The 25,386-nt window shown below is 39.5% G+C and carries 16 protein-coding genes; 7 read left to right on the top strand and 9 right to left on the bottom strand.

The genetic code is table 11. The features are described 5' to 3' along the window. Positions 1 to 152: 152 nt before the first annotated feature. The 7 genes from IFO69_RS21395 to IFO69_RS21365 form a co-directional block, all read right to left on the bottom strand. Positions 153 to 1,793 (bottom strand): TonB-dependent receptor, encoded by a 1,641-nt coding sequence (locus tag IFO69_RS21395; protein WP_192012194.1) that lies wholly within the window; start codon positions 1,791 to 1,793, stop codon positions 153 to 155. Between the two features lie 16 nt (positions 1,794 to 1,809). Continuing rightward, a complete protein-coding gene (locus IFO69_RS21390) occupies positions 1,810 to 2,967 on the bottom strand; it encodes a DUF4249 domain-containing protein (RefSeq protein ID WP_192012193.1) in 1,158 nt (385 codons plus the stop codon). A 5-nt stretch (positions 2,968 to 2,972) separates the two neighbouring features. Further along, the gene (locus tag IFO69_RS21385) at positions 2,973 to 5,729 is read right to left on the bottom strand and encodes a TonB-dependent receptor (protein WP_192012192.1); all 2,757 of its coding nucleotides are present in this window, start codon (positions 5,727 to 5,729) and stop codon (positions 2,973 to 2,975) included. Between the two features lie 2 nt (positions 5,730 to 5,731). Continuing rightward, a complete protein-coding gene (locus IFO69_RS21380) occupies positions 5,732 to 6,463 on the bottom strand; it encodes a hypothetical protein (protein WP_192012191.1) in 732 nt (243 codons plus the stop codon). Positions 6,464 to 7,055: 592 nt separating this feature from the next. Continuing rightward, positions 7,056 to 7,823: a LytR/AlgR family response regulator transcription factor gene (locus IFO69_RS21375; protein ID WP_192012190.1), complete on the bottom strand. Its 768-nt coding sequence runs from the start codon at positions 7,821 to 7,823 to the stop codon at positions 7,056 to 7,058. 40 nt (positions 7,824 to 7,863) lie between these two features. Further along, the gene (locus IFO69_RS21370; protein ID WP_192012189.1) at positions 7,864 to 8,907 is read right to left on the bottom strand and encodes a sensor histidine kinase; all 1,044 of its coding nucleotides are present in this window, start codon (positions 8,905 to 8,907) and stop codon (positions 7,864 to 7,866) included. A gap of 69 nt (positions 8,908 to 8,976) precedes the next feature. After that, a complete protein-coding gene (locus IFO69_RS21365) occupies positions 8,977 to 10,233 on the bottom strand; it encodes a hypothetical protein (protein ID WP_192012188.1) in 1,257 nt (418 codons plus the stop codon). A gap of 379 nt (positions 10,234 to 10,612) precedes the next feature. On the opposite strand from IFO69_RS21365, the gene IFO69_RS21360 reads away from it, so the two are divergent. The 3 genes from IFO69_RS21360 to IFO69_RS21350 all read left to right on the top strand — a co-directional run bounded on the left by IFO69_RS21360 (position 10,613) and on the right by IFO69_RS21350 (position 15,998). Beyond that, the gene (locus IFO69_RS21360) at positions 10,613 to 12,997 is read left to right on the top strand and encodes a T9SS C-terminal target domain-containing protein (RefSeq protein ID WP_225444251.1); all 2,385 of its coding nucleotides are present in this window, start codon (positions 10,613 to 10,615) and stop codon (positions 12,995 to 12,997) included. 527 nt (positions 12,998 to 13,524) lie between these two features. Continuing rightward, complete coding sequence (locus IFO69_RS21355; protein WP_192012186.1) at positions 13,525 to 13,938, top strand: response regulator transcription factor; 414 nt, start codon at positions 13,525 to 13,527, stop codon at positions 13,936 to 13,938. A 230-nt stretch (positions 13,939 to 14,168) separates the two neighbouring features. Then, complete coding sequence (locus IFO69_RS21350; RefSeq protein WP_225444250.1) at positions 14,169 to 15,998, top strand: metallophosphoesterase family protein; 1,830 nt, start codon at positions 14,169 to 14,171, stop codon at positions 15,996 to 15,998. A gap of 75 nt (positions 15,999 to 16,073) precedes the next feature. Here IFO69_RS21350 and IFO69_RS21345 read toward each other — a convergent pair whose 3' ends face one another. Together IFO69_RS21345 and IFO69_RS21340 are read right to left on the bottom strand one after the other, a co-directional pair. Beyond that, positions 16,074 to 17,819 carry a RagB/SusD family nutrient uptake outer membrane protein gene (locus IFO69_RS21345; protein ID WP_192012185.1) on the bottom strand — a complete coding sequence of 582 codons (1,746 nt, stop codon included), beginning with the start codon at positions 17,817 to 17,819 and terminating at the stop codon, positions 16,074 to 16,076. Positions 17,820 to 17,850: 31 nt separating this feature from the next. Beyond that, positions 17,851 to 20,925, bottom strand: coding sequence for a SusC/RagA family TonB-linked outer membrane protein (locus IFO69_RS21340; RefSeq protein WP_192012184.1), 3,075 nt, complete (start codon positions 20,923 to 20,925; stop codon positions 17,851 to 17,853). A gap of 519 nt (positions 20,926 to 21,444) precedes the next feature. Between IFO69_RS21340 and IFO69_RS21335 the strand changes: the two genes are divergently transcribed. The 4 genes from IFO69_RS21335 to IFO69_RS21320 all read left to right on the top strand — a co-directional run bounded on the left by IFO69_RS21335 (position 21,445) and on the right by IFO69_RS21320 (position 25,324). After that, positions 21,445 to 22,434 carry a 2-hydroxyacid dehydrogenase gene (locus IFO69_RS21335; RefSeq protein WP_192012183.1) on the top strand — a complete coding sequence of 330 codons (990 nt, stop codon included), beginning with the start codon at positions 21,445 to 21,447 and terminating at the stop codon, positions 22,432 to 22,434. Positions 22,435 to 22,680: 246 nt separating this feature from the next. After that, positions 22,681 to 23,139 carry a hypothetical protein gene (locus IFO69_RS21330; RefSeq protein WP_192012182.1) on the top strand — a complete coding sequence of 153 codons (459 nt, stop codon included), beginning with the start codon at positions 22,681 to 22,683 and terminating at the stop codon, positions 23,137 to 23,139. A gap of 153 nt (positions 23,140 to 23,292) precedes the next feature. After that, complete coding sequence (locus IFO69_RS21325) at positions 23,293 to 23,538, top strand: YtxH domain-containing protein (RefSeq protein WP_192012181.1); 246 nt, start codon at positions 23,293 to 23,295, stop codon at positions 23,536 to 23,538. 187 nt (positions 23,539 to 23,725) lie between these two features. Continuing rightward, positions 23,726 to 25,324, top strand: coding sequence for a sulfatase (locus IFO69_RS21320; RefSeq protein WP_225444249.1), 1,599 nt, complete (start codon positions 23,726 to 23,728; stop codon positions 25,322 to 25,324). The last annotated feature ends 62 nt before the right edge of the window (positions 25,325 to 25,386 follow it).

The following is a 25,386-nucleotide window of genomic DNA, read 5'->3' as shown; positions in this document are numbered from 1 at the left end:
AAAAAAACCAGAGTCAAACTGACCTTGGGTCAGAAAAATAGAGGCCGATTAATGAAAATCGGCCTCTATTGGCTAAAATCGACTGTCAAACTTTTTTAACTCTTGTTTTGAGACAGCCTCTTTCTATTCTTTTAACCCGAAATATGGAATTATCACTTTGTGTCTTTAACCATAAAGCTTGAAACGGTTTGGATGAGTTCTCCGGAAGGGTTGGTATAACTAACTTTTATTTCATACTTACCACTTATTTCGGAAGTTTTAAAGTTTATTTTGGCTTTTCCGTTACTATCTGTTTTTACGGTGTCATCCCAGTAAAAAATGGTCCTAAAGTCAGGTAAGCGTTGGCTGCTATTGCTTTCAGGGCCATTGAAATTCCATATCATAGGGTTTTGGATTTTAGGGTATTCGAGGTATAGTGCATTTTTAGGAATTGGAAAACCACCAAAATCATTTTCATAGGAAGTGAAATTTAATACTCCTTCAAAGGCATTGTCCAGGATGAAGAATTTTCTGTTGATCACCTCGATTCTTTTGATATTATCCGGGCTAAAGTTACCAATTGCATCACTGTCAAAAACAGGCATTCCATCAATCAGCATCAAAGGGTTATTTTGGAAAACATTATCCTCTGGAAAATTGGATAATTTGAAATGGAATTCCCCTTTTTCTTTCCTGACCAAAACCGTTGGGATATATTCTTTAAGCGTTGTTGCAAGCGATTCAAAGCGGTTGTATTCATCCAAATTATAAGCACGGTCTGCATCAAATCCGGTGACAATAGGAATAGTGGGAGCCTTTTGAGGTGCGTAGAAATAGTCGGTCGTGGAATAGCTCAAAACGAGATCATCCAGCATTTCTTTATTTTCCTCCGAGATGTTGACAGCAGGGAACAGTAATAAGTCCCCTTTAGGCGAGGGGGCAAAAGGTTCCTGAAGGTCCATGCTAAAAGGGATAGAATCAGCATCAGACTGGAGGATCATAAAGTTATAACTTTTCAGGGCCCCAAGATCAAAATAGACTTCTCCTTGATTGTTTGGTTTGCCCAAATACAGCGAAGATTGGTCACCATGTACAGAAAGTAAGTAAGGTCTTTTCGTGTCAATTTTGTCGGTAATTAGTTGCCCTTTTACTATATGCCCTCTCAGCTCAGGGATGATCTGGCTTGAGTCTTTTTTGGAAGATATTTGTCCTGTGAAAACTATTGCTTCCAAGAAAGGGTTTTTCTTACTGATGGAGACCGTAAGCTCTTGGTCAGGTGAAGCCTCTATCATGATTTCTCCTAATTCTTCCCTAATCAACTGCTCTTTGTTTTTATGAATTTTGATAGTGGAGGTGCTTTTGTTTGGCACCCATTGGGAGTTGGATGGCTTTGGAATTTGGGCAGGCGGGATCTCAGGATTGATAACCGTGATCAATTCATGGTGGTACTGGGAATCATCTGCTAAGCTTGCTGCTAACCGGGTATAAAGCCTAAGGAGGTAATGATCCGTAGGGATATTTTCAGGAACTTGCACATAAGCATTGGCTGCTCCTTTGGTTAAGGGAATGATGGAGCCAGATACGCGTTCACCATTTCGGCTGATCAAATCCACATAAGCAAATTGTGAAGGACTTGGCTGACCTTCCATTCTTATTTTCACTGAGAGAGGAACAGACTCACCCACAACAGCAATGTTTTTACTGATATGGACGCTTACTTTTTCTTGAGGCCAAGATAATTCTTTTGGCGTCTGTGCCAGAAGTGAAGTGTTTAGAGCCAATAAAAGTATTAATACTGATAATAGAATTCTCATTTTTCTTTACTTAATTTCACCAAAAATCAGGACGGACATTAGTACCTCTCAACCTACAATCTGTACATTTCCGGCTTGCACCTCTATAGCCCAAGATGCCTGTTGGACCACCATCAACGATCATGGCGGGAACATCAATATTATTGTTAAATCGCTCACCTACTTCATTGGGTGGGATTGTATCATAATAGATCTCACAACCCGCATAATAGGGGATGTCAACCAACCAAGTTCCTACTTCACTTCTATCAAAGAAAGCTCTTTTTCTGGTCGAGGAACCAGCTGTAACAAAACCTATTGCCTTCAGGTTTTCATCGCTTTGGTGAAAAACGTTGGTACCGATATTGGAGGGAAGGGGACTGAAGATATCTCCTGTGTCGTCCGAGTTTTTGCGAAGAATCTCATAGAAGTCATAGGCATCCTTCGTGACTGCCCTTTGATAAACCAGAATAGAATATCTCTGGGAAAACTTTTCCGATCCGTAAGGAATAGTCTGAATGTGTTTCTGGAAAATGTAATCATCCTGATACTGAGAGGAGGATTCTACATTTACTTTATCAGAATATTCATTTTTCCAGCACCTGTCAATTCTGTCCTCTGGATTGATGCGATAGACGATGGAATCAAGGCTTTCATCGTATCTTAAAAATGAGATGATCTCAGGAAAGAATATCCAGGTTTCCTCATACTCCCAAACGAAAAATTCAGCTTCCTCATTTCCATGGGTAGAGACGTTAACTTCAACATCCTCATAATTGCCCCCTGTAATACCTATGTCTTCGATGACAGGTGTGTTGATAGGAGTCATCCACTCGCTTTGGTAAATGCCCTTGTCAGGTAGTTCAATATGAAGTCTGTAATCTTGATTAAGGCTTAAATTGTGCTCAGCACTGTACACACCTTCTCCGGTAAGGGGAAGTGAAAAGACTTCTCCTGATTGGCTCTCGATATATACTTCGGCATTGGAAATGGTGCTTGGGCCATTGGTTTCTCCACTTAAGGTTGATGTGGTGCTTAGTTTGATGATAGAAGGATATTCGCCAGTTTCTATATGTCCTTCCACCACCAAAATACCTAAATCTTGTTGGTCAATTTGAGGATCATAGGGCTCCCTGCAGCTCACCATTATCCAGTTCGTCAATATGGCAGCAAGTATGATTTGTCTTAAACTCATGATCATCAGAATTTGAAATTGTAGGTAATAAATGGAATCGGGTTGGCAAAGATGGATAATTTATACCCTTGTAATATGCCATTGACGGGGGTATAATAAACCGAATAGGGGTTGCTTCTTCCCAACAAGTTGTAAACTCCCAAAGACCAAGAGGCATGGGCCAGTTTTTCTATTTTGTGGTTTCCTTCCAAGTTAAGGGAAAGGTCTACCCTGAAGTAATCAGGAATTCTGTAGGCATTCCTATCAGAGAAATACACTTGCTCAGATCCATTGTAATTGAATTTGGCCACTGGGAGTGTTACGGGGCGGCCAGTGCTGTAATTGGTATTGACAGAAACATTGGCGCGTTTGGATAATTCATAGTTGGCCACTAACATGACATCATGAGGTTGGTCAAAGTTACTCGGATACCAGCTCCCATTGTTTACCTGCTCTGCAAGCTCACCGGATGAAGTCATCAGCTGTGAACGAGAATAAGTATAGCTCAACCAGCCGCTTAATTTTCCGGTTGGCTTTTTGATCATAAACTCAGCTCCATAAGCCCTTCCATCCGTGTTGAGGACATCTTGCTCGATTTCGTTGTTCAGCAATAACTCAGCACCACTTCTATAGTCAATCAGGTTTTTTAGGTCTCTATAATAGACTTCTACGGAAGTTTCTATCAGTCCCTGTTGAAGGTTTTTATAAAAGCCTAGGGATATTTGATTGCCTTGTTGTGGCTTGATAAATGGATCACTTAGCTTCCAGGTGTCAGTAGGAGTGGCTGCTGAGGTGTTGGATAATAAGTGGATATACTGTCTATTGGTATGGAAACCTGCCTTGACCGAAGTGAAGTTATCGATGATATACCTGGCAGAAACCCTGAATTCAGGTGCTGAATAAGTTTGTATAACTTCATTTTTATCAAAACTATTTTGCCCAATCACTGTCGCATCACTTTTGGGGAGGTCAGGCGCATATTCATTCATTTGATTTGGACCGAGGAAATAGTAGAGGACATACCTCACTCCATAATCTGCTGTAAGTTTGTCATTGATTTCAAATCGATCACCGATAAACAAAGCAGTTTCCAATGCTCTTTCTTCGTTGACAATCGTGGGGATGATGATGGACGATTCATTTTTTGGCTGCATTTCTCCTGGATTCAACCTATAGAAAATGTTGTCCATGCCAAATTGAAGGGTATGCTTGTCATTGTATTCATAATCAAAGTGGGCCTTGAGGTTCAACTGGTTGATGTCAAAGCCGAAGTCAAATGCATTCAGTTCATTTTCAGATCCTTCAATGCCAAATTGATAATGATCATAACCTAGGATAATGTTGCTTTCAAGTTGATCATTGTAATAATGGGTCCAGTTGAGGTTGAAGTTTCTGTTACTGTAATTGAACAAAGTATCCTCTTCAAAATTGAATTCGTCCTGGCTCCAATAAGAAGAAAGACTCAATTCATTTTTGTCATTAAAATAATGTTTGACATTGAGGTTAAGGTCATAAAATGATGCTCCTGCTGCATTTAAGTCAGATCGTTCATTTACCATATCCAATAGCCAGTTGCTGTAGGTGGTTCTGCCACTGGCCAAGAAAGTAGTGTTTTCACCTATAGGTCCATCCAAGGTAAGCCTACTTGTCATCAAGCCGATACCGCCTTTTCCATGCAATTTTTCCTGATTGCCAAATTGGCCTTCCACATCCAATACTGAGGAAAGTCTTCCTCCATATTTGGCGGGCATTCCGGCTTTGTGTAGCTCCACCTGGTCCACCATGTCCCCATTGAAGGAAGAAAAGAAGCCGAAAAGGTGGGAGGGATTGTAAATCGTGGATTGGTTAAGCAGGATCAGGTTTTGGTCTGCTGCACCACCCCGAACATTGAAGCCAACACTGGATTCCCCAACGGTCTTGACACCTGGAAGGGTGAGGATGCTTTTGATTACATCAACTTCTCCCATTACAGATGGAAGTTTTTTCATAGACTCAATGGAGAGTACTTCTACTCCCATTTCTGTTCGGTTGATATTGGACAGCCTATCTGAACTGACCACTACTTCATCCAAAGAGACAATACTTTCATCAATCTGTAAGTTAAGCGAGCCATTTCCTTTTAGATCGATTTGTCTTTGCTCCTGAAACTGGCCAAGGTGTTGGATGAAGATGGTATGGCGGCCTTTGGGCAAAGTAATGCTGAACCTTCCATTTTCATCGGTAACAGCTCTTGTAAAATCCTTTCGTTCAAAGACCACCGCTCCAAATACAGGTTCGCCTGACTTAAGTCCTATTATTTTTCCGGTCAAAGTAGCAGTAGCTACTTGATCACTTGAAGATTTTTCTCCAATGACCCAAAGCTTATTATTGGCGTAAGCCCTGTCCAGATAGCGCTCATCATTTACGAAATTTAGGCTGTCTTCAGGATTTTGACTCTGGAAATAGCTTGATGATAGAGCGGTTGGGAAATGATCCTTTCGGTGGATGAAAACACGCTTATTGGCATCGATGGTGTACTTTAAATCGGTTTTGTCAAATATAAGATCCAGTAAATCTGAAAGTTCATTTTCACTGGCGCTTGCACTAACTATTACTTGATCAACATCTTCTTTTTTGAAATAAAAGCGATAGCCTGTTTCATCTTCTACGGCATTGACAAAGCGAGAAAAGCTAATGCCAGGAAAAAGTCCAGTGATCTTTTCTGGTTTTTGGTCTTGTGCTTGAGAAAGAAGAGAAACCAAAGAAAAGTAGACCAACAAAATGAGTCGTAAATATCGTTTCATGATTAATTTTTGTTGAATTTGTTGGTGTAAAAATCAGCTATGGCCACCAAGCATTCTGGAGTGTTTTTTTTGTACTGTAGCCCTTTTTCCCGGATGATTCTTTTGATTTCTTTTTTAGGCATTCCTAGAACTTCTGCGACATCTTTCTTGGTATTTATTCGATGTATCTGATCTCCTTTTCGAATAAAATAATGTTGATGGTGTTCAAATTCAAACTGTTTGTTGTCTGCACCAAAGTCTTTTTTGATCTTGGAAATTTTATAATGCTTGGCCAAAAAGCAGATTTCGTCATCCCATAAAACCTCATAATAACCATTTCGATGCCATATATATCCTGGATTTGCATCAAGAGATGCAAAAGACCTGTTATTTTCCATCGTAAAGGACTGGACTTTTTTGGCATCTAAAATGATTCTTTGGTAGGTGTTTGGGTGATAAGTGACCAATTGGTCGCTTTCCACATCATAATTTAAAATGATATGTTCGAATCTTTGACCATTAATAGTTATTTCACCATAGACAAAGTCTTGGGAGCTGATATACGGAGTGCCTTCAATGTGAAAGGACTTTCCGGATGCATACTGTCCACCAGACGAGACTTCTTGCGGGTAAGGAATTATTTTATTATAAACTTCCTCAAGTTGGGGGTAGTTTGTGCCATCTAATTGACCAAAACAATATAGGGCAGAGAATTGACAGCACATCAATAAAGTGTACTTATAAAAGTGTTTCATAGTCAAGCAAAATATGTAATAATTGACTATGAAAGAAGTAGAAGTCCTTTAATTAAAGATAGAATTTGATGGATGGTTTGTGATAATTTTAGATTGGATGGTTAAATAAAAGGATGTTGAATACGGTTTGTTGAAAGTAAATTCTGCGGATTTACAAAGTGCTCATTTAAAATTTTAAAAAATTAGTTTTGGTGGATTTTTATTTTTCACCCAAAGCCTATAAAAGTCAAGCCTCTTAGGCTTGTTCAACAAACAATTAATATTTGATTTTTGCAAGCCACCTATTTTGGATAAAGCAGATTCCATTTTCCTCAGCTTCAGAAAATGCAGAAATATCAACGAGCAGTAAAACTTTAGAAATTGATCGTGGTACTTATGGCTTTTTTGGGTTTTCTGTTCTGGATACGATAGTTCGTGCTTTCCCCAAGCTTCATCTAGTAACTTTTGGGAGGTTGACTGAAACGCTTTTTCATGTTATGGGTCTTTTGAGGTGAGTTGAGAAGAGGAGGGCCAAACACTATAAAAGCTAAACAGTCAATAAATAGCACTTTATTTAATTGGGATTTTTCAGGATTGTTAATATAGGAGAGGCTTATTGGTCTAACCATGCTTTGAAGAGAGGTGTCTTTTCACTGCTGATGATAATCTCCGAATCCAAATCTGGAGATACTTGGAGTTTCACCCTGCCTTTAAAGTAAGGATGTATTTCGGAAACGGCATCTATGTGAAGGATGAGCTGCCTATTGGCCCTGAAGAAAAGTTGAGGGTCCAGCACTTGGATTAAATCGTCCAGGGATTGGTCCAAAGGATATTTGTCCCCTTTGTTGGTCACGAGTAAGTTGAGTTTTCGTTCCGTATAAATATAGGCGATTTGTTCGGTTTTAATGGATTTTATTTTGGTGCCTGCTTTTACTAAAAACCTGCTTTTGTAAGCGGTTTGATTTTCTTGGATTGCAGATAAAATCTGATCCACATTCAATCCATTAGGCTCCCTTTGAAAGCCTGACTGAAGCCTTTTTAGTTTTTCCATGCTTTGGACAAGCTTTTCATATTGAATGGGCTTGAGTAAGTAGTCAATGCTATGTACTTCAAATGCCTTAATGGCATATTGGTCATAGGCGGTTGTAAAAATTACAGGGCTGCTAACTTCTATCTGTTGGAAGATTTCGAAACAGAGGCCATCATCTATGCGGATATCCATCATGATCAGATCAGGAGATGGCTTTTCCCGGAGCCAATCAACTGTTTCCTGGACAGAAGTCAGGTTGGCCAAGACATGGAGCTTGCTGTCATACTTTTTTAGCATTTGTTCCAGTTTTTCGGCTGCCAAGTTTTCGTCTTCAATGATCAGGACATTCATGGTATAGCTTTAAAGTTTAATGGTTTGAAGTGAATTACTTTCAATTATTACCGCTTTCATTTTCCAGTTCCAGCAGTGGAAGCTTAACGACAAATTCAGTATCACTTTTATTGATTTGTATTTCCTGATTGGAAAAATAAGCAAATCTTTTTTGAATATTCATTAGTCCGGTCTTGGGTAGTTCGGCAAAGCCAGGGTCTTTAGGTTGATAGGCATTTTTTACCACAATATAGGTTTCGGTTTCCAAGAATATGTCTATATACAAAGGCTTTGATACAGTTGCTACATTGTGTTTGATGGCATTTTCCACCAACATCTGAACCGATAGGGGTGGGAGATAGTAGGTCTTGCGAAGAGGGGAAACGTCAATTGTAATTTTTAACTGTCGATTAAGCCGTTGCTGGAAAAGGTAAATGTATGATCGAATAAAGGCCAATTCTGTTTCAAGCTCTACCAACTCTTCATTTCTATGCTGTAAAACGTAGCGATAAACATCTGCAAATTTGCCTAAAAATCTCTGCGCATCAGAGATGTCCTTGTCCATAAGTGAGGAGAGCACATTGAGGTTATTGAAAAGAAAGTGGGGATCAATATGTGTTTTTAGGGACTCCAGCGTACTTTTCAGGTTTTCTGCCTGAAGCTTTTCAGATTTTACTACTGCCTTTTTCCATCTTTGCATAAAGAAAATACCAAAGTTGATGGACATTACAGGGATAAAAAATAGTAGACCGTAAATATTCAGCACCATGACTTGCTCCCAATCCGGTGGGAGCCCAATAAATAGCGTTTTAAGAAAGTAATAGCAAAGGTTTATGCAGGTCAATGAATAGATGGCGCTAAGTGCAAATTGGGCAATAAATCGTCTTAAAGGGAATTTAGTCCAAGGATGAAATTGATCTAGCTTTTTGTGAATTTGCATATTGCCCAGAATCAATAAGGCCAATACAATCCCAATCCATAAAACTGCCGTAGCAAATTCATTTCCTGTCAAGAGGTACAAAATTAAAATAGCCAGTATTCCAAGGCCAATGGCTAAAAGCCAACGCCATTTTTGATATTTTAAAAAGTTGAGTTTGGAATTCATAGGATCAGTTTCTGACTTTTGATGCTTGTCTGCAATTTAAGGCTTTGATTTTAATGTAACTGAATCATGTCAATGATCAAACTCTATCTGCTGAAGTTGAGACCAGGGAACATAATGAAAATCATCGTTATTGGTTTGAACCATAATTCCCCAATTTTGGTCATTGACATCACTCCTTTCTCCCAAGACGATTTTTTCTCCACCCCTTAGGATTACAGCTGAGTGGGTATTACTAACCGGGTAGATTTTGTCAATCAAGCGAAAAGGAACTTGTCGAAGTCCTCCTCCTTGACCCCAACCATCCAAAGTTTCAATATCCCATTGCTCATCTAAATCAAAGAAAATTTGACCTACCAAGTAGCGATTATCTTTGATGGATACTCTTCCTTGAAGGGGTACGGGAATAGGAAAGTCAGCATAGGCGAAGCCTGAATTTTTGGTATATGGTGTGAATATGGCGCTTTTAAAATCTCCCCACCTGAGGTTAATTTGGCCCCATTGGGGGTTTCTCACCAAAATGCCCTTATTTTCGTTGGTTACATTGGATTTGGAGTGGAGGTAGATTTCTTTTTCTGATTGGAGTTGGATCAAAGACCCTCGGTTTTTTGGCCGAATGGATTTTACATCATAAAAGTGATATCGGCTTCTTTTTCCATCGATACTTATGCCATCCAAATATTGGTCATCCAAATGTTCATTGAGGTCCCATTTGATAAGTCCTTGGTAGCTATAGCCTGTACGGGTGGTCAAGGTTCCATAAAGTGGCTTACTATTGCTATTGTCATTTACTTTTGGAGTAGGATAGAAGCGGATTCTTTCGATTTTAGTCCAAGGGAAGCTGGTTTTTTTGCCATTTTCAGTTGTGATGCTGATTTCAGCACCTAACTGGTTTTTGTATTCAATATCATCATTGATGTAAAGCCTGATCAAAGTTTCATTTTTAAGAACTGCAGTAGCATCTTTTTCTCCAGTTACCCTGATTTCCAGTAAGTTGCCAAATTGGGTTCGGAAAGTCAGTTTTCTGGTAGGATACTGGTTCTTCCATAGCGCCATGAAATTCCAATCAGTATTGTTCTTTTCAGCACTGAGCTTTTCTATTTCTTCTTTGTTAAGGTGTTGCAGTATAGGATTATCCTTTTTTTCGGCCACGAGAAGATCTACCCATAAGCTCTGTCCGGCGGACCAGGTGATTTTACCCTTTATGCGGGTTTCGTCCCTTAATTCAATTTCTCCATATAGGAATGCTTCTTCTTGGGCAGAAAGGAAGAATGACTGAAAGGTTAAAAAAAGAAATAAGCAGGTATGTTTTGGTCGGAGGCTCTTCATTTTAGGTTTTGCTAAAGTATGAAATAAGGAATATTTCTGAGCCAAACCAAAGGGGAAATTCTTAAACTGGAAAGCCAGCACCTGAATCGGGACAAGCGCACATTGAAGAGGAAAGCCAATCTATCATGGTTTTGTATTTCACCTCAACTTTGTCCCGGTTCAGTTGAATTTTATCCATGTTGGGAAAGATAAGGTCTGCTTTAATAAATGTAAGCACTACATTTATTTTAAGAAAAATAGTTTTTGTCGAGTGATGTATTGATGAAAACTACCATTAAGACCAGAAATAACCAATTAAAAATTTATGAAAGACCAAAATACTGTTTCCTTTCGAAGAGGTATAAAATACATATTGTCAATTATACTCATTTTTTTTACGATGTCATTTCAGGTCTACGCCCAAAGACCAGTGGTGAAAGTAGATTTTGATTTTTCGGGGAGAAAGGTGGCGGAAGTAAATGAGCCTGGTTATGAATCATGGGTGATTTCAGAGGAGAATTTGGTAACACATACTTTTGCTGGTGTGGATTTTAGTATTAGGGGAGATGTGCGTTCCAATTGGTACAAGGCTGGAATTCAAGCGCCCTATTATGCTCGCTTAAGCAGTGATGGATTGGTAGGGACAGGTAAAATTGAGGTGACACTTAGTGGACTTCCTGAAGGAGAGCACAGCCTGCTTACCTTTCATAACACCTTTGATAATCCAGAGAACCATCAATTTTCGCCCATTGACATCTATGTCAATGACGAATTAATCATCAATGACCTTATCCCCAGCAATAGAGCGGAGAGTAGTGCTGAAACGGCATCAGCATTCCTGGTATTTAGTGTTAAAAAGGGTGAGGCGGTGACCATCAGGATGGAAAATGATCCTAAAAGCAGCACTTCTGTAAAAGAATTAATATGGAATGGGTTTGAATTAAATACCCCCAATGTAAAGAAACAGGCCAAGCTGCCCTATCCTGAGGATGGTGATGAGCATGTTGTGATTGGAGATGAATTGATATTGAAGTGGGAAGCAGTAAATGAAGCAGTGGCGCATGAAGTGTATTTTGGAAAAGACTTGGAACTAGTGGCTTCAGGACAGCCTAGCAGTGAGGTTTATAAGGGTAAGGTTTTTTCTTCGGAATTCCCTGTCTCAAAACTGTATAGTATGGATACCTATTATTGGAGGGTAGATGAAGTAGATCAAGAAGGAAATACCACAAAAGGGGATGTTTGGTATTTTAGACCGGCCCAATTGGCTTTTAAAGGGGCAGAGGGATATGGTCGGTTTGCGCGAGGTGGTCGTGGAGGAAAGGTAATCACTGTCACTAATCTCAATGATGATGGGCCAGGAAGCCTGAGAGAAGCAGTTACTCAAGATATAGGTCCAAGAACCATTGTTTTTGCAGTTGGGGGAACCATTGAGCTAAAATCCAGGCTGGTCATCAACCAGCCTTATATAACCCTAGCAGGACAAACGGCACCGGGAAAGGGGATCATGATTGCCCAAGCTCCACTTGGTTTGACCGGAAACGATGGTATTGTGCGGTTTATCAGGGTAGGGATAGGCGCTGGTCGCACTTATGATGGAATGGGCTTGACAGGAGCAAATCACAGCATTATGGACCACTGTTCTATTCGCTGGACCATTGATGAATCTTTTAGTTCTCGAGGGGCTCATAATATTACCTTGCAGCGAACACTTATTGCTGAAGCACTAAACATTGCAGATCACGGTAAGTATGAGGCAGGTAAGATGCATGGGTATGCCGCTACAATAGGGGGAGATATTGGTAGCTTTCACCACAATTTACTGGCACACTGCTATGGTAGAAACTGGAGTATGGGAGGAGGACTTGACGGAAATGGTTTTAGCATGGGAAGGTTGGATATCCGAAACAATGTGGTGTATAATTGGGGCAAGCGGTCCACGGATGGCGGAGCGCATGAAGTAAATTTTGTCAACAACTATTATAAACCGGGCCCTTCTACTGTTTTTTTCCATGCGCTAAAGGCGCAGCATGAAGGAGTGGGGTTGGGAACTCAGCAATATTATTTTTCGGGGAATGTTATGCCAGGATATTTTGGTTTGGAAAATCAAGAAGATGGTAGGATGATTGAAGGAGAAGCGAACTATAGAACCTATGTGGATACTCCTTTTTTTCCTTCTTATGTAGTAACGCATTCTGCAAAGGAAGCTTATCAACAGGTACTGTCAGATGTGGGGGCAAACCAGCCTGTTTTGGACGATCATGATCTTCGGATCATTCAAGAAACAAGGGATAGTACTTTCCACTTTAGGGGAAGTAAAAGTGGCTTGCCTGGAATGCCAGATACGGAGCAAGATGTGGGAGGATGGGAAAAATACCCTGAAGTAAAAAGACAAGAAGATTGGGATAGTGATGGGGACGGGCTTCCAGATTGGTGGGAAATTGAAAGGGACCTAGATCCCAACTCTACCAGAGGTGATTTCTCCGATTCCAATCAGGATAATGACCGGGATGGATTTACCCAGTTGGATGACTATTTGGATTGGATGGCCAAGCCGCATTATTTTTTGGAGAGTGGAGAGCAACTGCTTGTTGATCTTGGCTCATTATTCCGTGGTTTTACCAATGAACCTGTATATAGCATTGTAAGCGGCAAGGCGACAGTTGATCAAGGATTTTTAAAATTCAAAGATGGTCAACCTGGCCTAAAGACTGTGGTGGTAAAAGTCAATGATCAAAATGGGTACAGCATGACAAGACAGTTGGAAATATGTGTAAAAAGAGATTGATATAATATTTGGGTTTTGTAAAATCAGTGCAGGTTTATGGTTTGTGACTGAATTCTTGCATATAGTAAAAAGTTGAGGTAAAATACCTCAACTTTTTTTATGATGCGTTCTTACCTTTGGTAGATGATTTTTATACCTAGTTTATTTTTTTAGGTCAGTTTTTCTACGCCAATATCTCATATATCTGTTTTTTCTTCTGCGTATGGTCACTAAAATAATAGGTTACTGAAGAATCGGGTTTCTGTCTGCGTAAAAAAGAAATATGGATTTATAAAAAAGCAGTTCATGTCAAAAAAGTAAAATTAATTTTTAATTAGGGATTTATGTGATTAATTTACACAGAAAATTTATAAAAAATGTTTGTTTGGTTATAGGCTGAGTATGGTCTTACGAAGTGATACTTCTAGACTTTCAAACTTCAACAAAATCATCAACTGAATATTAATGGTAAGTTGTTTTTTTGTTTTGTAAAGGAATCCACACAATTCCTCGACTTTAAGAATCGTATCAACACCAACCCTAATTTTATGTTAAGAGTTGTAATTCTTGAGAAGGATTTTGATTTGGCTGATAATATCAGGGAGATTTTGAATTATGGGAATTTCAAAGTTTCTGATATTGGGTCTGGTCTCAATTTTGACGAGATTATAAATAAAGACATTCGACCATCAATTATTATCATAGGGTCATATCTGAAAGATAGGGACATTGGCTATGATGAGCTTCGTAGACTAAGAGAAAAGTTTTCTTGTCCAATATTGTTTTTAGTAACCAAGGAACTTGACAAAGGATTTTGTGATAATAGTTTTGCTATTCCTAATAGTGCGGTGCTTAATAAGCCTTTTACTTTTAAATCCCTGCACCTGGCCATTCATCAATTGTTAAACAGACCACAAAGTATGCAGCCTTCCTGTTTTTACTCTTCACCAGTGGGAGTCTGAGTTAACTTTATACAATCAAATAAGACGTATTTAAATTGATTAAAAAAGAGGTCTCGCAACTGACCATTTTTATGATCTGCAAGTTTTTGAAAGAACAGCTTGAAAAGTTAATTTAAACTGGTGAATTTCATGGTTTGATTTAGAATGCTTTGTCTCCATTTGGCATTTACTATCCGATGTACCATTTAGTCTTAACCTAGCTTTTCAACACTTTAAAACCTAATTTTGATTTGAATAAGAATTACCTTTTAACAATTATCCTTGGTGCAGCGATGCAACTGGTCAGTACCAATATGACATTGTTGGCACAGACTACAAGGACAGAGATAGCTTTTTTATCTGATATACATTTACAGGATGTACATGCAGATTTAAATTCAGCCGAATTCAAAGGAGTGCTCAATCCTAAGACTGGAAAATTTGCTACCATCCGGACAATGCAGAGTCAATTGAATTCCACTCGTCTCTTCAATGAAAACTATTTTGCTTTTATCAGTGCACTTGAAGACCTGAAAGAAAGAGAAATCCAACTGGTAGTATTGCCCGGTGATTTCACCGATGATGGACAGCCGATGAATGTGATTGCATTAAAGAAAATCTTGGACCAATATGCCGAGGATGCTGGAATGCGTTTTTTTCTGACCACCGGCAATCATGATCCAGTCAAACCTTTTGGAGGAATAGCGGGCAAAAGAGACTTTCTTGGTAAAGAAGGGGCAGAACAAGCCATTGCTGGAGCAGAAGGTTTATTTGATAGACAAACTGCTATCACCGAGCAAATTAATTATTGGGGGTATTCTGATATCACTGGAGCATTGAGGGATTTTGGTTTTTTTCCGAATGAGAAAGACCTTTTTTGGTCTCATCCATTTCAGGAATTGGAGGTAGATAACTATGATTTCCAAAAAGCTAAGGAGAGTTCAGATTTTAAAAATCGAGTTTATCCCATAGGTGATTCGAGCCAGACGCTTCCTGATGCAAGCTATGTGGTGGAGCCAGTGGAAGGTATTTGGTTACTGGCTTTGGATGGAAATGTCTATACACCTTCTAAAAATGAATGGAAAGGTTCTTCTGTTGGCTTCAATCAGGCAGCCATTCATAAAAGACACCAACTGGATTGGATAGAAAAGGTTGTGCATGAAGCTGATAAAAGAGGGAAAACTTTGATTTCCTTCAGCCATTACCCTTTAATGGAATTTCATGACGGGGCTTCAGATGATATGAAATCACTTTTTGGGGAGCAAAAATTCCAGCTCGCAAGGGTCCCTTCATTGGAAACGACCAAATTATACGCGAAAGCTGGCATCCGACTCCATTTTGCAGGGCATATGCACATCAATGATACGGGTATTTACCATGATTCGACTGAGAGCCATGTTTTGTTCAATATTCAAGTACCTTCTTTAGCAGCATTTCCCCCGGCTTACAAAACTTTAAAGACTTTGAATACTTCTTCTTTTGAAATCGAAACAATTCAGCTTAAAGAAGTAGAAAACATGACGGAGTTCTTTGATCTCTACAGAATGGAGTATGATTGGTTATCCCAAAATCAAGATCCCAGAATATGGGACAGTACAATTCTCGCCTCACAGGACTATCTGGACTATACCCGAAATCATTTAATCGGACTAACTAGGTCAAGGTTTATTCCTTCTGATTGGCCTGAAAACCTGGCAGTGCTATTGCAGAATCTGACTGATTCCGATTTCAAAGCGTGGAGTGAAATGGACAAAAATGAAGGAGAAGCTTTCCTTTATGAGAAAGTAGAAAATTTCAAAGCAGAAATGATAGACCAAGTTCCTGCCCAATCCATTATCGATGATTTTTACTTGTTAAAAAACGGAGATGAGCTAGGGAAAGAGCTGATTGCTTCGGAGAGGCTTAGCTATTATGAAGAATTGATTCCAATGGTGATATCAAAAGATGCTATACAGGGCCAAAGTATAAATGCCCAACTTATTCAGTTTTTTGTGATCTTCGACAAGCTTTTGCATTCGCTGCCCTCTGATCACTTTTCCATTGATTTAAAGAGCAATGGTATTCAAAAAATAAACGACTAATTGAGAAAGTATCAAACAAGCAAAAGCCGATGAGATTTTTCATCGGCTTTATTTATTTCAAAAGGTTGATAGGCTTTAGTAGCCTTGGTTTTGTACAAGGAAGCCTGCCTCACTAGATGCTCCGTCCATTGCTTTTTGAGGAATAGGGAACAATCTCTTGTGCACATCAGCATCGGTTTTTTCGGTCCAGCTATCTTCATATTTACCAAAACGAATTTGATAGTTTCTTCTAAAACCTTCCCAGTACAATTCAAATCCAGTTTCGCGGAACAGGATATCAAGATCAATGGCCTCCAAAGCAGCAGGAGTCTGCGCTGGGCGTGCATTTCTTGAGGTTCTTAGAGTATTGATATCAGCTAAAGCGCCAGCATTGTCACCTTTTCTTAACTTAGCTTCAGCGCGCATTAAATAAATTTCGCCCAAACGGATCAAGACCAAATCCACACTACTGTTGCTACAGCAATTGGTAGCAGTATGGCTAAACTGGTATTTAGAGAATCGGTAGCCCGCATTATGCAAACTCCCTTCATTCGTAAAATCTACCTTCAAGGTATGGTCTACATAACGGATGTCTGCACCACTACTTCTTCTATTGATAATGGGATAGATTCTTACTGTACCGTCACCGCAAGTCATGATATTGCCACTTTCATCTTTCCTAGGCCCCCATATCACGTCACGAAGAATTCCCCTGTTTATTTCAAATTCTGTGGCCTCAACACAATAATAATGGTCAGCATCATTGTTTGGGGTAACACCGGTAAGGTCTTTAAGGTCTTCTGGAATGATGGTGTTTTCTTGGAAGAAACGAGCATCTGCATCAGCAGGGTCGACATCGCCGTAAGCATCTACCCAAGTCTGAAAGAAATCAGGTGTAGCTGCTACTGCATCGGTTCCCCTTGTACTAGGGAATTCCGGTCTTGGAATTTGATCACCGGAGATAGACCAATAGGCCCATCGGCTGTGCTCAGTTTGAAGTACCCCTCTTTGATCCAATGAAAAGATGATCTCTTGATTCGTATCATTATCGTCATTGAACAATTCAAAATATTCTGGAGACAATGAATAAGGTCCATCAATGATACTGCTTGTATATTGTATCACCTTGTCCATATCTTCAGACCTAAAGTCTGGCGTACCATAAGGGTCCCTATAAACCGCAGCATTTAAGTATAAGCGGGCCAGCAAAGCATTGACAGCATGCTTGTTCATTCTACCCGGACCTTTGTCACTGTTGATCACATTTACTACTGACAATAACTCCTCTTCCAGGTATTCAATGGCTTCTTGGCCTCTTAGAATTTCAGAAATTTCATCAGAATTGTCTTTCCTAAAAACCAGCCCCCAGTTATCCAATGCCAACATATTCAAATAAGCCTTCATGGCTACCATCTCATAAAGGGCGTCCTGTGCAGATGAGTTACCACTTTCTACTTCAATTTGCAATCTTTCTTCTGCCAGTACCGCTCTTGATAGGGTCAGGGTAATGTAAGTCCAAGCATCTCCAACCAAACCGTTTGTAGGTGTCATCAAGTGCTGATGGACAGCGATGAATTTGCCTCCATCAAACCAATCTGTTCCGCCTCTATAAGGAAGAATCCCTTCATCTGAAGCAACTTCCTGAAGTCCAAAATTAACGGTGTGCATCCATACTTGGCGGAGTAGGCCATATACTGGAGCTATTGAACCACTTACAACTTCCGCTTGGCCAGTCCCTGTCAAGGACTCGTCAAGAACTTCTTCATCCAACGTCGTGCAACTTAGAAAAGCGAACAAAAACGCGACAACGGGTAGTAGGGTATTAAATCTTTTATTTTTCATTTTTAGATGATTTATCAATCATGAAATTTCTTTAGAAGGTCAAATTCAAATTGATAGAAAATGTCCTTGCTCTTGGATAAGTGAATCGATCGATTCCAAAAGTCTGGATACCTCCTGAAGTAGATCCTGTATTGACCTCTGGGTCAAATCCAGAATAGTCAGTTATCACAAATAGGTTTTGACCGGTTACAGATAAGCGGATATTTTGGAAGGCATCACCTAGTCCAATCTCCTCTGAATTCAAGTTATAGCCCAGGGTTGCATTGTTCAGTCTGAAATAAGAACCACTTTCCAAGAATCGTGTTGATACGGTGTTGGAATTATTAAATGACTCTTCAGGATATTGCACTGCAAAGTCTGTGGCGTTATTTGACCTGGCTAATTGTGCTTTGGTGAAAAGAGACATGGTGGTATGGTTGTAAATCTTGCTTCCTGCAGAACCATTAAAATTCAATCCTAAGTCAAACGACTTGTAGTTGAAGTTCATGTGCGCTCCATAGATGGCTTTAGGAATTGCACTTCCTACTACACTTCTATCGTTGTCCAAAACTTCTCCATCTCCATTGATGTCCTTAAATTTATTCAAACCATCTTCACCGATCCCATCAAACTCAAGCATATAAAATGCTCCGATTGGGTGACCGTTGATATAACCGTTTATGGTAGCGCCAGTTTGGCCAGCACCTTGGGCGGCACCTGTGGTCAATACCGAATAAGGAGAGTCTTTTACCTCATTTTTAATGAGTGTAATGTTACCCCCGATAGTGTAGGAAAATTCACGTTGCTCCTTGCTGGAATAATCCAAGGCCAATTCAATACCGCTGTTGTGGATTTTCATATCTGGGATATTGTCCCAATAAGTTGAAGTAGGCTGAACAGGATCTGCAGGAACTACTTCCAATAAGATGTTGGAAGATACTTTGTTGAAGTAATCCAAAGTACCAGTCAATCTGGAATTAAAGAATGCGAAATCAATCCCAAAATCCACTTGAGTAGAAACTTCCCATTGTAAATCAGGATTTGCCAGTCTGGTGAAAACGATTCCATAAGGGTAATTATCCAGTGAGTTGCCGTCAGTATCGATGGGGTAGGTGTTGAGACTTCCTGAACCTGTTGATAGCCTGTCTTCAGCATAACTCGCTTTGGTGATTTTGGAAGGTATTTCTTGGTTACCTGTCTGTCCCCAGCTAGCACGAACTTTTAGGTTATTGAAAACGGAGTTGCTCATGAAATCTTCCTTGGTTACATTCCAGCCTAAGGCAAAAGAAGGGAAGTAGCCATATTTATTGTTTTCACCAAATTTGGAGGAACCATCGGCTCGTAAAGTTCCTGTGAATAAATATTTGTCGTTATAGATGTAGTTTACTCTTCCAAAGAAAGATTGTAACTCATTCTTAACTGCAGAGGAACTTACTGTAGTTGGGTACTCACTGGTACTGTTATGGTCTTGATACCTAGGTTCAATATTGTTGTCCGCAAATCCTCGAGCAGAAGTTAATCTGTATTGATCCAAAAAGGTCTGATAGGAGTGTCCTGCCAATACAGACAGATTATGCTGGTAATTGTGCCAATTATAGGTTAGTGTATTCTCAACCAACTTATTTGTGTTTTCGCTGATCCCTACATCCAAGGTGCCATCTGAAATATTGGATTCATTGATGACTTCAGTGTAAGGTCTGTACTGCTGGTACCTATTGGTACTGGAATAATCTACCCCTAAGTTCAGTTTATAGGTTAATCCATCCAAAATCTCAAAAGAAGGAGATACTGTTGCCAAAATACGGTTATTGGCGGCATCGTCACTATACAGTTCATACCGCTTCAATGGATTCAAAGCGTTGGTGTTAAGTAGCGTGGGCTCTCCATTCGTCAATGCAGGAATGGTAGGGTTTAAGCTGAGCATATCGCTAATGGTAGAACCAATGCTTGGACGAAGGTTTTCCGTGTGTGAAGCTGTAAGGTTGTAATCCACAATCAATCTGCCATTGAAAGCTTTTTGATTCATGTTTAACTTACCTGAATACCTTTCCAGTTCACTATTTTTTAAGATGCCTTCTTGATCTTGGTAACCTAAGGAAGCGAAATAAGAGAACTTCTCTGTATTTGAACCACTCATGGAGAAGTTAAAGTCTTTTGAGAAACCTACTTGGGTCAATTCATCCTGCCAATCTGTATTTCCTCCAAAATCTTCCAATGCTCCACCTGCTGCAACCACTTGGTTACGGAACTCATCCGCACCAAAAACATCAATTTTCTTGGCCATGGAAGACCAAGCTGTGGAAGCAGAAAAGTTCATTTGGGTAGCACCAGCTTTTCCCTTTTTAGTAGTTATTACGACCACGCCGTTTGAGGCCCTGGAACCATAAAGAGCTGTTGCACTGGCGTCTTTTAGTACATCAATGCTCTCAATATCGTTGGGATTTAGAAAGTTGAGTGGATTGGAAGCAATTCCTGTGTCGGAATTGTCCAATAGGAAGCCATCGATCACATACAGGGGTTGTGTTCCTGATCGCAAACTACCTATACCTCTAATGATCACATTTTGTGCAGCTCCTGGTTCACCACTGGTAGAGGAAATGTTGACCCCAGCCATTTTACCTTGCAAGAGATCAACAGGGTTGGAGATAACTCCTTTATTGAATTCACCAGCCTTTACAGAACCAATGGCTCCTGTAACGTCTGACCTCTTTTGGGTTCCATAACCGACAACAACCATTTCATCCAATTGGGTAGCATCTGGTTCCAACTGGATTGAAATGGTGGATTGGCCATTGACAGCAATCTCTTGCGAAACATATCCAACATAAGAAACTTGAAGTACACCTCCTTCTGCTACCTCAATGGAGAAATTGCCATCTAGGTCTGTTACTGTGCCGAGTGAAGTTCCTTTTACACGAATGGTTGCTCCTGGTAGGGGCGCTCCTTGTTCATCCGTGATTTTGCCCGAGATTAACTGTTGCACAGATAGTGAATGGTTCGTTTTTACAACGATTCCTTCTTCAATACCTTTTGCAACCGAATGGTATGGAGAAGAACTGAATCCTGCCCATACAACCACGCACGCTGAAGCATAAATGGTTTTAGAAATTCGTAAATTTAAAAGCATAAAATTTAAGTGTTGGGTAACTGAGAAATTATCAATACTTGATTTTAGAGAGCCTGTTGACGCAGGCCCTTTTTATTTTCGACCCAAAAGTAGATTTTAAATCACGCAAACTTATTAAGTGTTTTTTAGGGTTTTGTTAATTATAAAGGCTATACATTAACTATTATTTAATAAAAATCAATCGATTGACTATAAGGTAGAATTATCTATATGTTCTCAGTTTAGTGATGGTTTTTCAGTATTTAAGGCAAAGTAAAAGAAGGGTTGTTGTAAAGGTTTTTTAGAAACAAGTCATGACTTATTCGGTTAAAATGTGATATTCGTTATTACCTATTTACAGTTTGATGGCGTTAATATTGGCTTCACATATGATGGCCGAAAAAGCTATGATTCAATCCTAAAGCCTTTGAAGAGTAAGTCAAATAGACTATTTTTAGTTACAGTTATAATTATAAAAATGCTGTTTTTTACTTCACCGCTCTTAATGTTATAATTTGTTTTCATCGAAATTGATAGAATATGAAAGTGACCTTTTTTAGTGCCCATAAATTTGAACATAGCTACCTGAAGGAAGCGATTCCAAATCATAAGCTTAAGCTGTTGGAAACACGACTAAACTTAGATACAGTGGGTATTGCTAGAGGGAGTGACGCGGTGTCGCTTTTTGTCAGTGATGATGCCTCGGCACCGGTGTTGGAAAAACTTCATGAAATGGACATCAAGTACATTGCACTCAGATCTGCCGGATTCAATCATGTTGACCTTAAAACTGCCGATCGACTAGGGATTAAAGTAGCCAGGGTGCCTGAATATTCTCCTGCAGCCATAGCGGAGCATACGGTGGCATTGATATTGGCATTGAACAGAAAGCTGGTTAGGGCTCACAATAGGGTTCGGGATTTGAATTTTTCATTGGATGGGCTGGTAGGTTTTGATATGGAGGGAAAAACAGTTGGAATAGCTGGTACAGGAAAGATAGGTAGTAAAGTCACCAAGATTCTTCATGGATTTGGCTGTAAGCTATTGGCATTTGATCCCTACATCAATGAAGATTTAATTTCGTCCACAGGTGTGGAGTATGTGGATTTTGATACCCTTTGTCGGCAATCAGACATCATAACCTTGCACTTACCATTGACTCCTGAGTCCAAATACATAATAGGGAAATCAAGTATTGAAAAGATGAAAAAAGGGGTGATGCTGATCAATACAAGCCGTGGCGCTTTGGTCAATACCAAAGAGGTGATAGGTGCGCTGAAGAGTGGGCAAGTAGGGGCTTTTGGAATGGATGTATATGAAGAAGAAGAGGATTTGTTCTTTGAGGATCATTCCGAAGATATTCTGTTGGATGATGTCATTGCGCGTCTTTTGACTTTTCACAATGTGTTGATCACCAGTCATCAGGCTTTTTTGACCCGGGAGGCACTGGGCAAAATAGCAGAAGTAACCGCATTTAACTTGGATTGTTGGGACAAAAACAAGGCTAGCCCGAATGAATTGAAATCATAATTGTTAAAGTTTTGGCTCCCTATTGCATTAATTTTTGGTTTTTGTTGTCAAAAGGACTCCATTTAGTTAAATTAATACAAGTCAAAAAAAAAGTATCATTTTGGTGCTTTTTCATGAAGCTTGATTTTTTATAAATCCTCATTTTTAATGATTAGGATATGGATGCAATGAGTAAGCATTGCAATACCTCTCGATCAAAAAGAGGGTAGTTGATGTTTTGGGAGTTAATAAGCAAAGCTTGAAATTATGGTTGAGCATATTAAAAAAGGAATCATAAAGAACTATACAGAAAAACTTAATGGTGATCTGTACATGAATTTTTACGCTTTAGATGAACACTGGAGATCTGATTTGGCTTTTTATCAAGATGAATTACGCTTTTTGAGAGACTTACTTGGGAAATACTTTCACCGTTTTATTGAGGATATTGACATGAATTATGTTCGAAGAATTGAAAATAGACTTTCAATTTTGGATAGAAGGAGAGAGGAAATTGACTTTAAAGTGGATAGGCAAATGAGTGCCATAAGTCATTGTATGCGTGAAAATACAACTGGAGCAGATAGAAAGGTAGTTTCTCATCAAGAAGAGTTGGAGGAGTTACTTTGTGTGTTTGCTAAAGATTTTAGAAACCTCAAAAAGAGGATTTTTAAACTTGTTGAAGACGGACTAAACCAATTCCAGTCTGTCAATGGGGATGATTGATCATAAAATTAACATTAAAAAGTGTAATGTTGGTTTTTAGCATGGTTGTTGTTTTTATTTCATCATGCATTTGCTTGATCATAAGTTTTTGAAGCGGTGCTGTTAGTAGTAGAATATATTTTAATTATTTAAAACCACTAAAATTGTAAAATTATGGGTGAAGGAAAAGTATTGTTAGGCGTTGTTGCTGGATTGGCAGCAGGAGTAGCACTTGGAGTTATGTTTGCCCCTGATGAAGGAGGCAAAACAAGAAAAAAAATGCAAAAACAAGGTGAGGACCTTGCTCATTCATTGAATGGGACAATTGATAAGAAGTTTGAAGAACTGAAAGGTTCCATCAATGAAATTACAAAAAAGATAAAGACACAAAAGGAAGCTTTGGTTTCAAAGGAAGCTTAAATGTTTTGTTTTTAAATTAAGACAATACTTAAATCCCTTTCAAAATATTTTGAAAGGGATTTTTTTACACATTTTTTTGATGAATTCGAACAAATAATTTGCCTTAATCGGATTTCTATGATGATAGGTAGGTATGAATCTAAACAATCTCATTATTTTAAGGGCTTTAAACCTAAAATTAGAAAAATTGAAATTTGTTAATTGTAAATCTGCTTTTAGTAAGGTGCTTTTGTTCGCTTGTTGTTCATTTTTGATCAGTATATCATTGAATGCTCAAGATCAAAAAGCAGCTCATCCGAATGTGGTTTTTATTTTGGTCGATGATCTTGGATATCATGATCTAGGTATTACTGGAAGTGAGTATTATGAAACACCCCATGTGGACCAGCTTGGAAGATCATCCTACAGGTTTACGCAAGGATATGCTGCTTCTAGGGTTTGTAGCCCTTCCCGGGCTAGTATTATGACCGGGGTTACACCTGCAGTCCATGGTATTACAGATTGGATTGGAGCTCCAGAAGGAGAAAAATGGAGGAGTTATGGAAGACATACCCAGCTCTTGCCTCCGGAATATCCTCATGATTTATCCACCGAATTGCTTACTATTCCTGAGGCCCTAAAAACTCAAGGCTATGAAACGTTTTTTGCGGGAAAGTGGCACTTGGGCTCGGAAGGATCCTATCCTGAGGATCATGGTTTTGATATCAATGTTGGTGGATGGGAGTCTGGAAGCCCTAAAGGAGGCTACTTTGCCCCCTATGTAAATCCTAATTTGGAGCAAGGGCCTAATGGGGAAAATCTAAGTTTAAGACTGGCCAAGGAAACAGTGAATTATATTGAAGGAGCACATGACAAACCATTTTTTGCAATGCTATGCTTTTATGCCGTTCATGGGCCTATTCAGACCACAGAAGAAAAATGGCAGAAATATAGAAACAAGGCTCAGGCAAAAGGATTGGCTGATCATGGCTATGAGATGGAAAGGAGGCTACCTATTCGCACCATTCAAGATAACCCGGTCTATGGTGGTCTGGTAGAAACCATGGATGAGGCTGTTGGTTTGGTCATGGACGCATTGCAAGAGCAGGGATTAGCTGACAATACCATTGTGATATTTACCTCTGATCATGGTGGAGTGGCTTCAGGAGATAACTTTTCTACTTCTAATTTACCGCTCAGGGGAGGAAAAGGGTATCAGTGGGAAGGAGGCTTAAGGGTACCTTATTTCATAAAGGTTCCTGGTGGTGCTCAGGGAGACATAGATTATCCGGTCAGTGGAATTGACTTTTTGCCAACTATCATGGACATGGTTGGTGCTGAAAAAGAAATAAAGTCTCCAATAGAAGGAAAGAGTTTAGTGGCTGTTATGGAAGGGAAAGGAGAAAAGGATCGGGCTTTGTACTGGCATTATCCTCATTATGGGAATCAAGGGGGGGATCCGAGCTCTATCATCCGTGATGGAAAATGGAAGCTGATCCATTATTACGAAAATGATAAGAAGGAAGTCTACAATTTGGAAGTTGATCCTGAAGAGAAAGTAGATCTTTCAACCAAGGAACCTAAGGTGACTGCCCAACTAATGAAAAAACTGAACAAGTATCTGGAGAAAAATAATGTCCGTTATCCCTATGCGGACCTTGAATATGATGCTAAAGAAGAAGAGAAAGTACTGAATCGTGCCAAGACAGTTCAATTGGAAAAGCTCGAAAATGATCGTGTCAAAATGCTGACCCCTGGTTGGCAACCCAACCCCGATTGGTGGGGAAGCAAAGTAACCAAAGATTAATAAATAAGTTGAATGGTTGAGGAGTGAGGGATATATTCTTCCCTCTTCACCACTTATTTGCC

The organism is Echinicola arenosa (assembly GCF_014841125.1).
GTDB lineage: Bacteria > Bacteroidota > Bacteroidia > Cytophagales > Cyclobacteriaceae > Echinicola > Echinicola arenosa.
The sequence above is the reverse complement of the archived record's forward strand: the minus strand, read 5'-3'. Positions and strand labels throughout refer to the sequence as shown.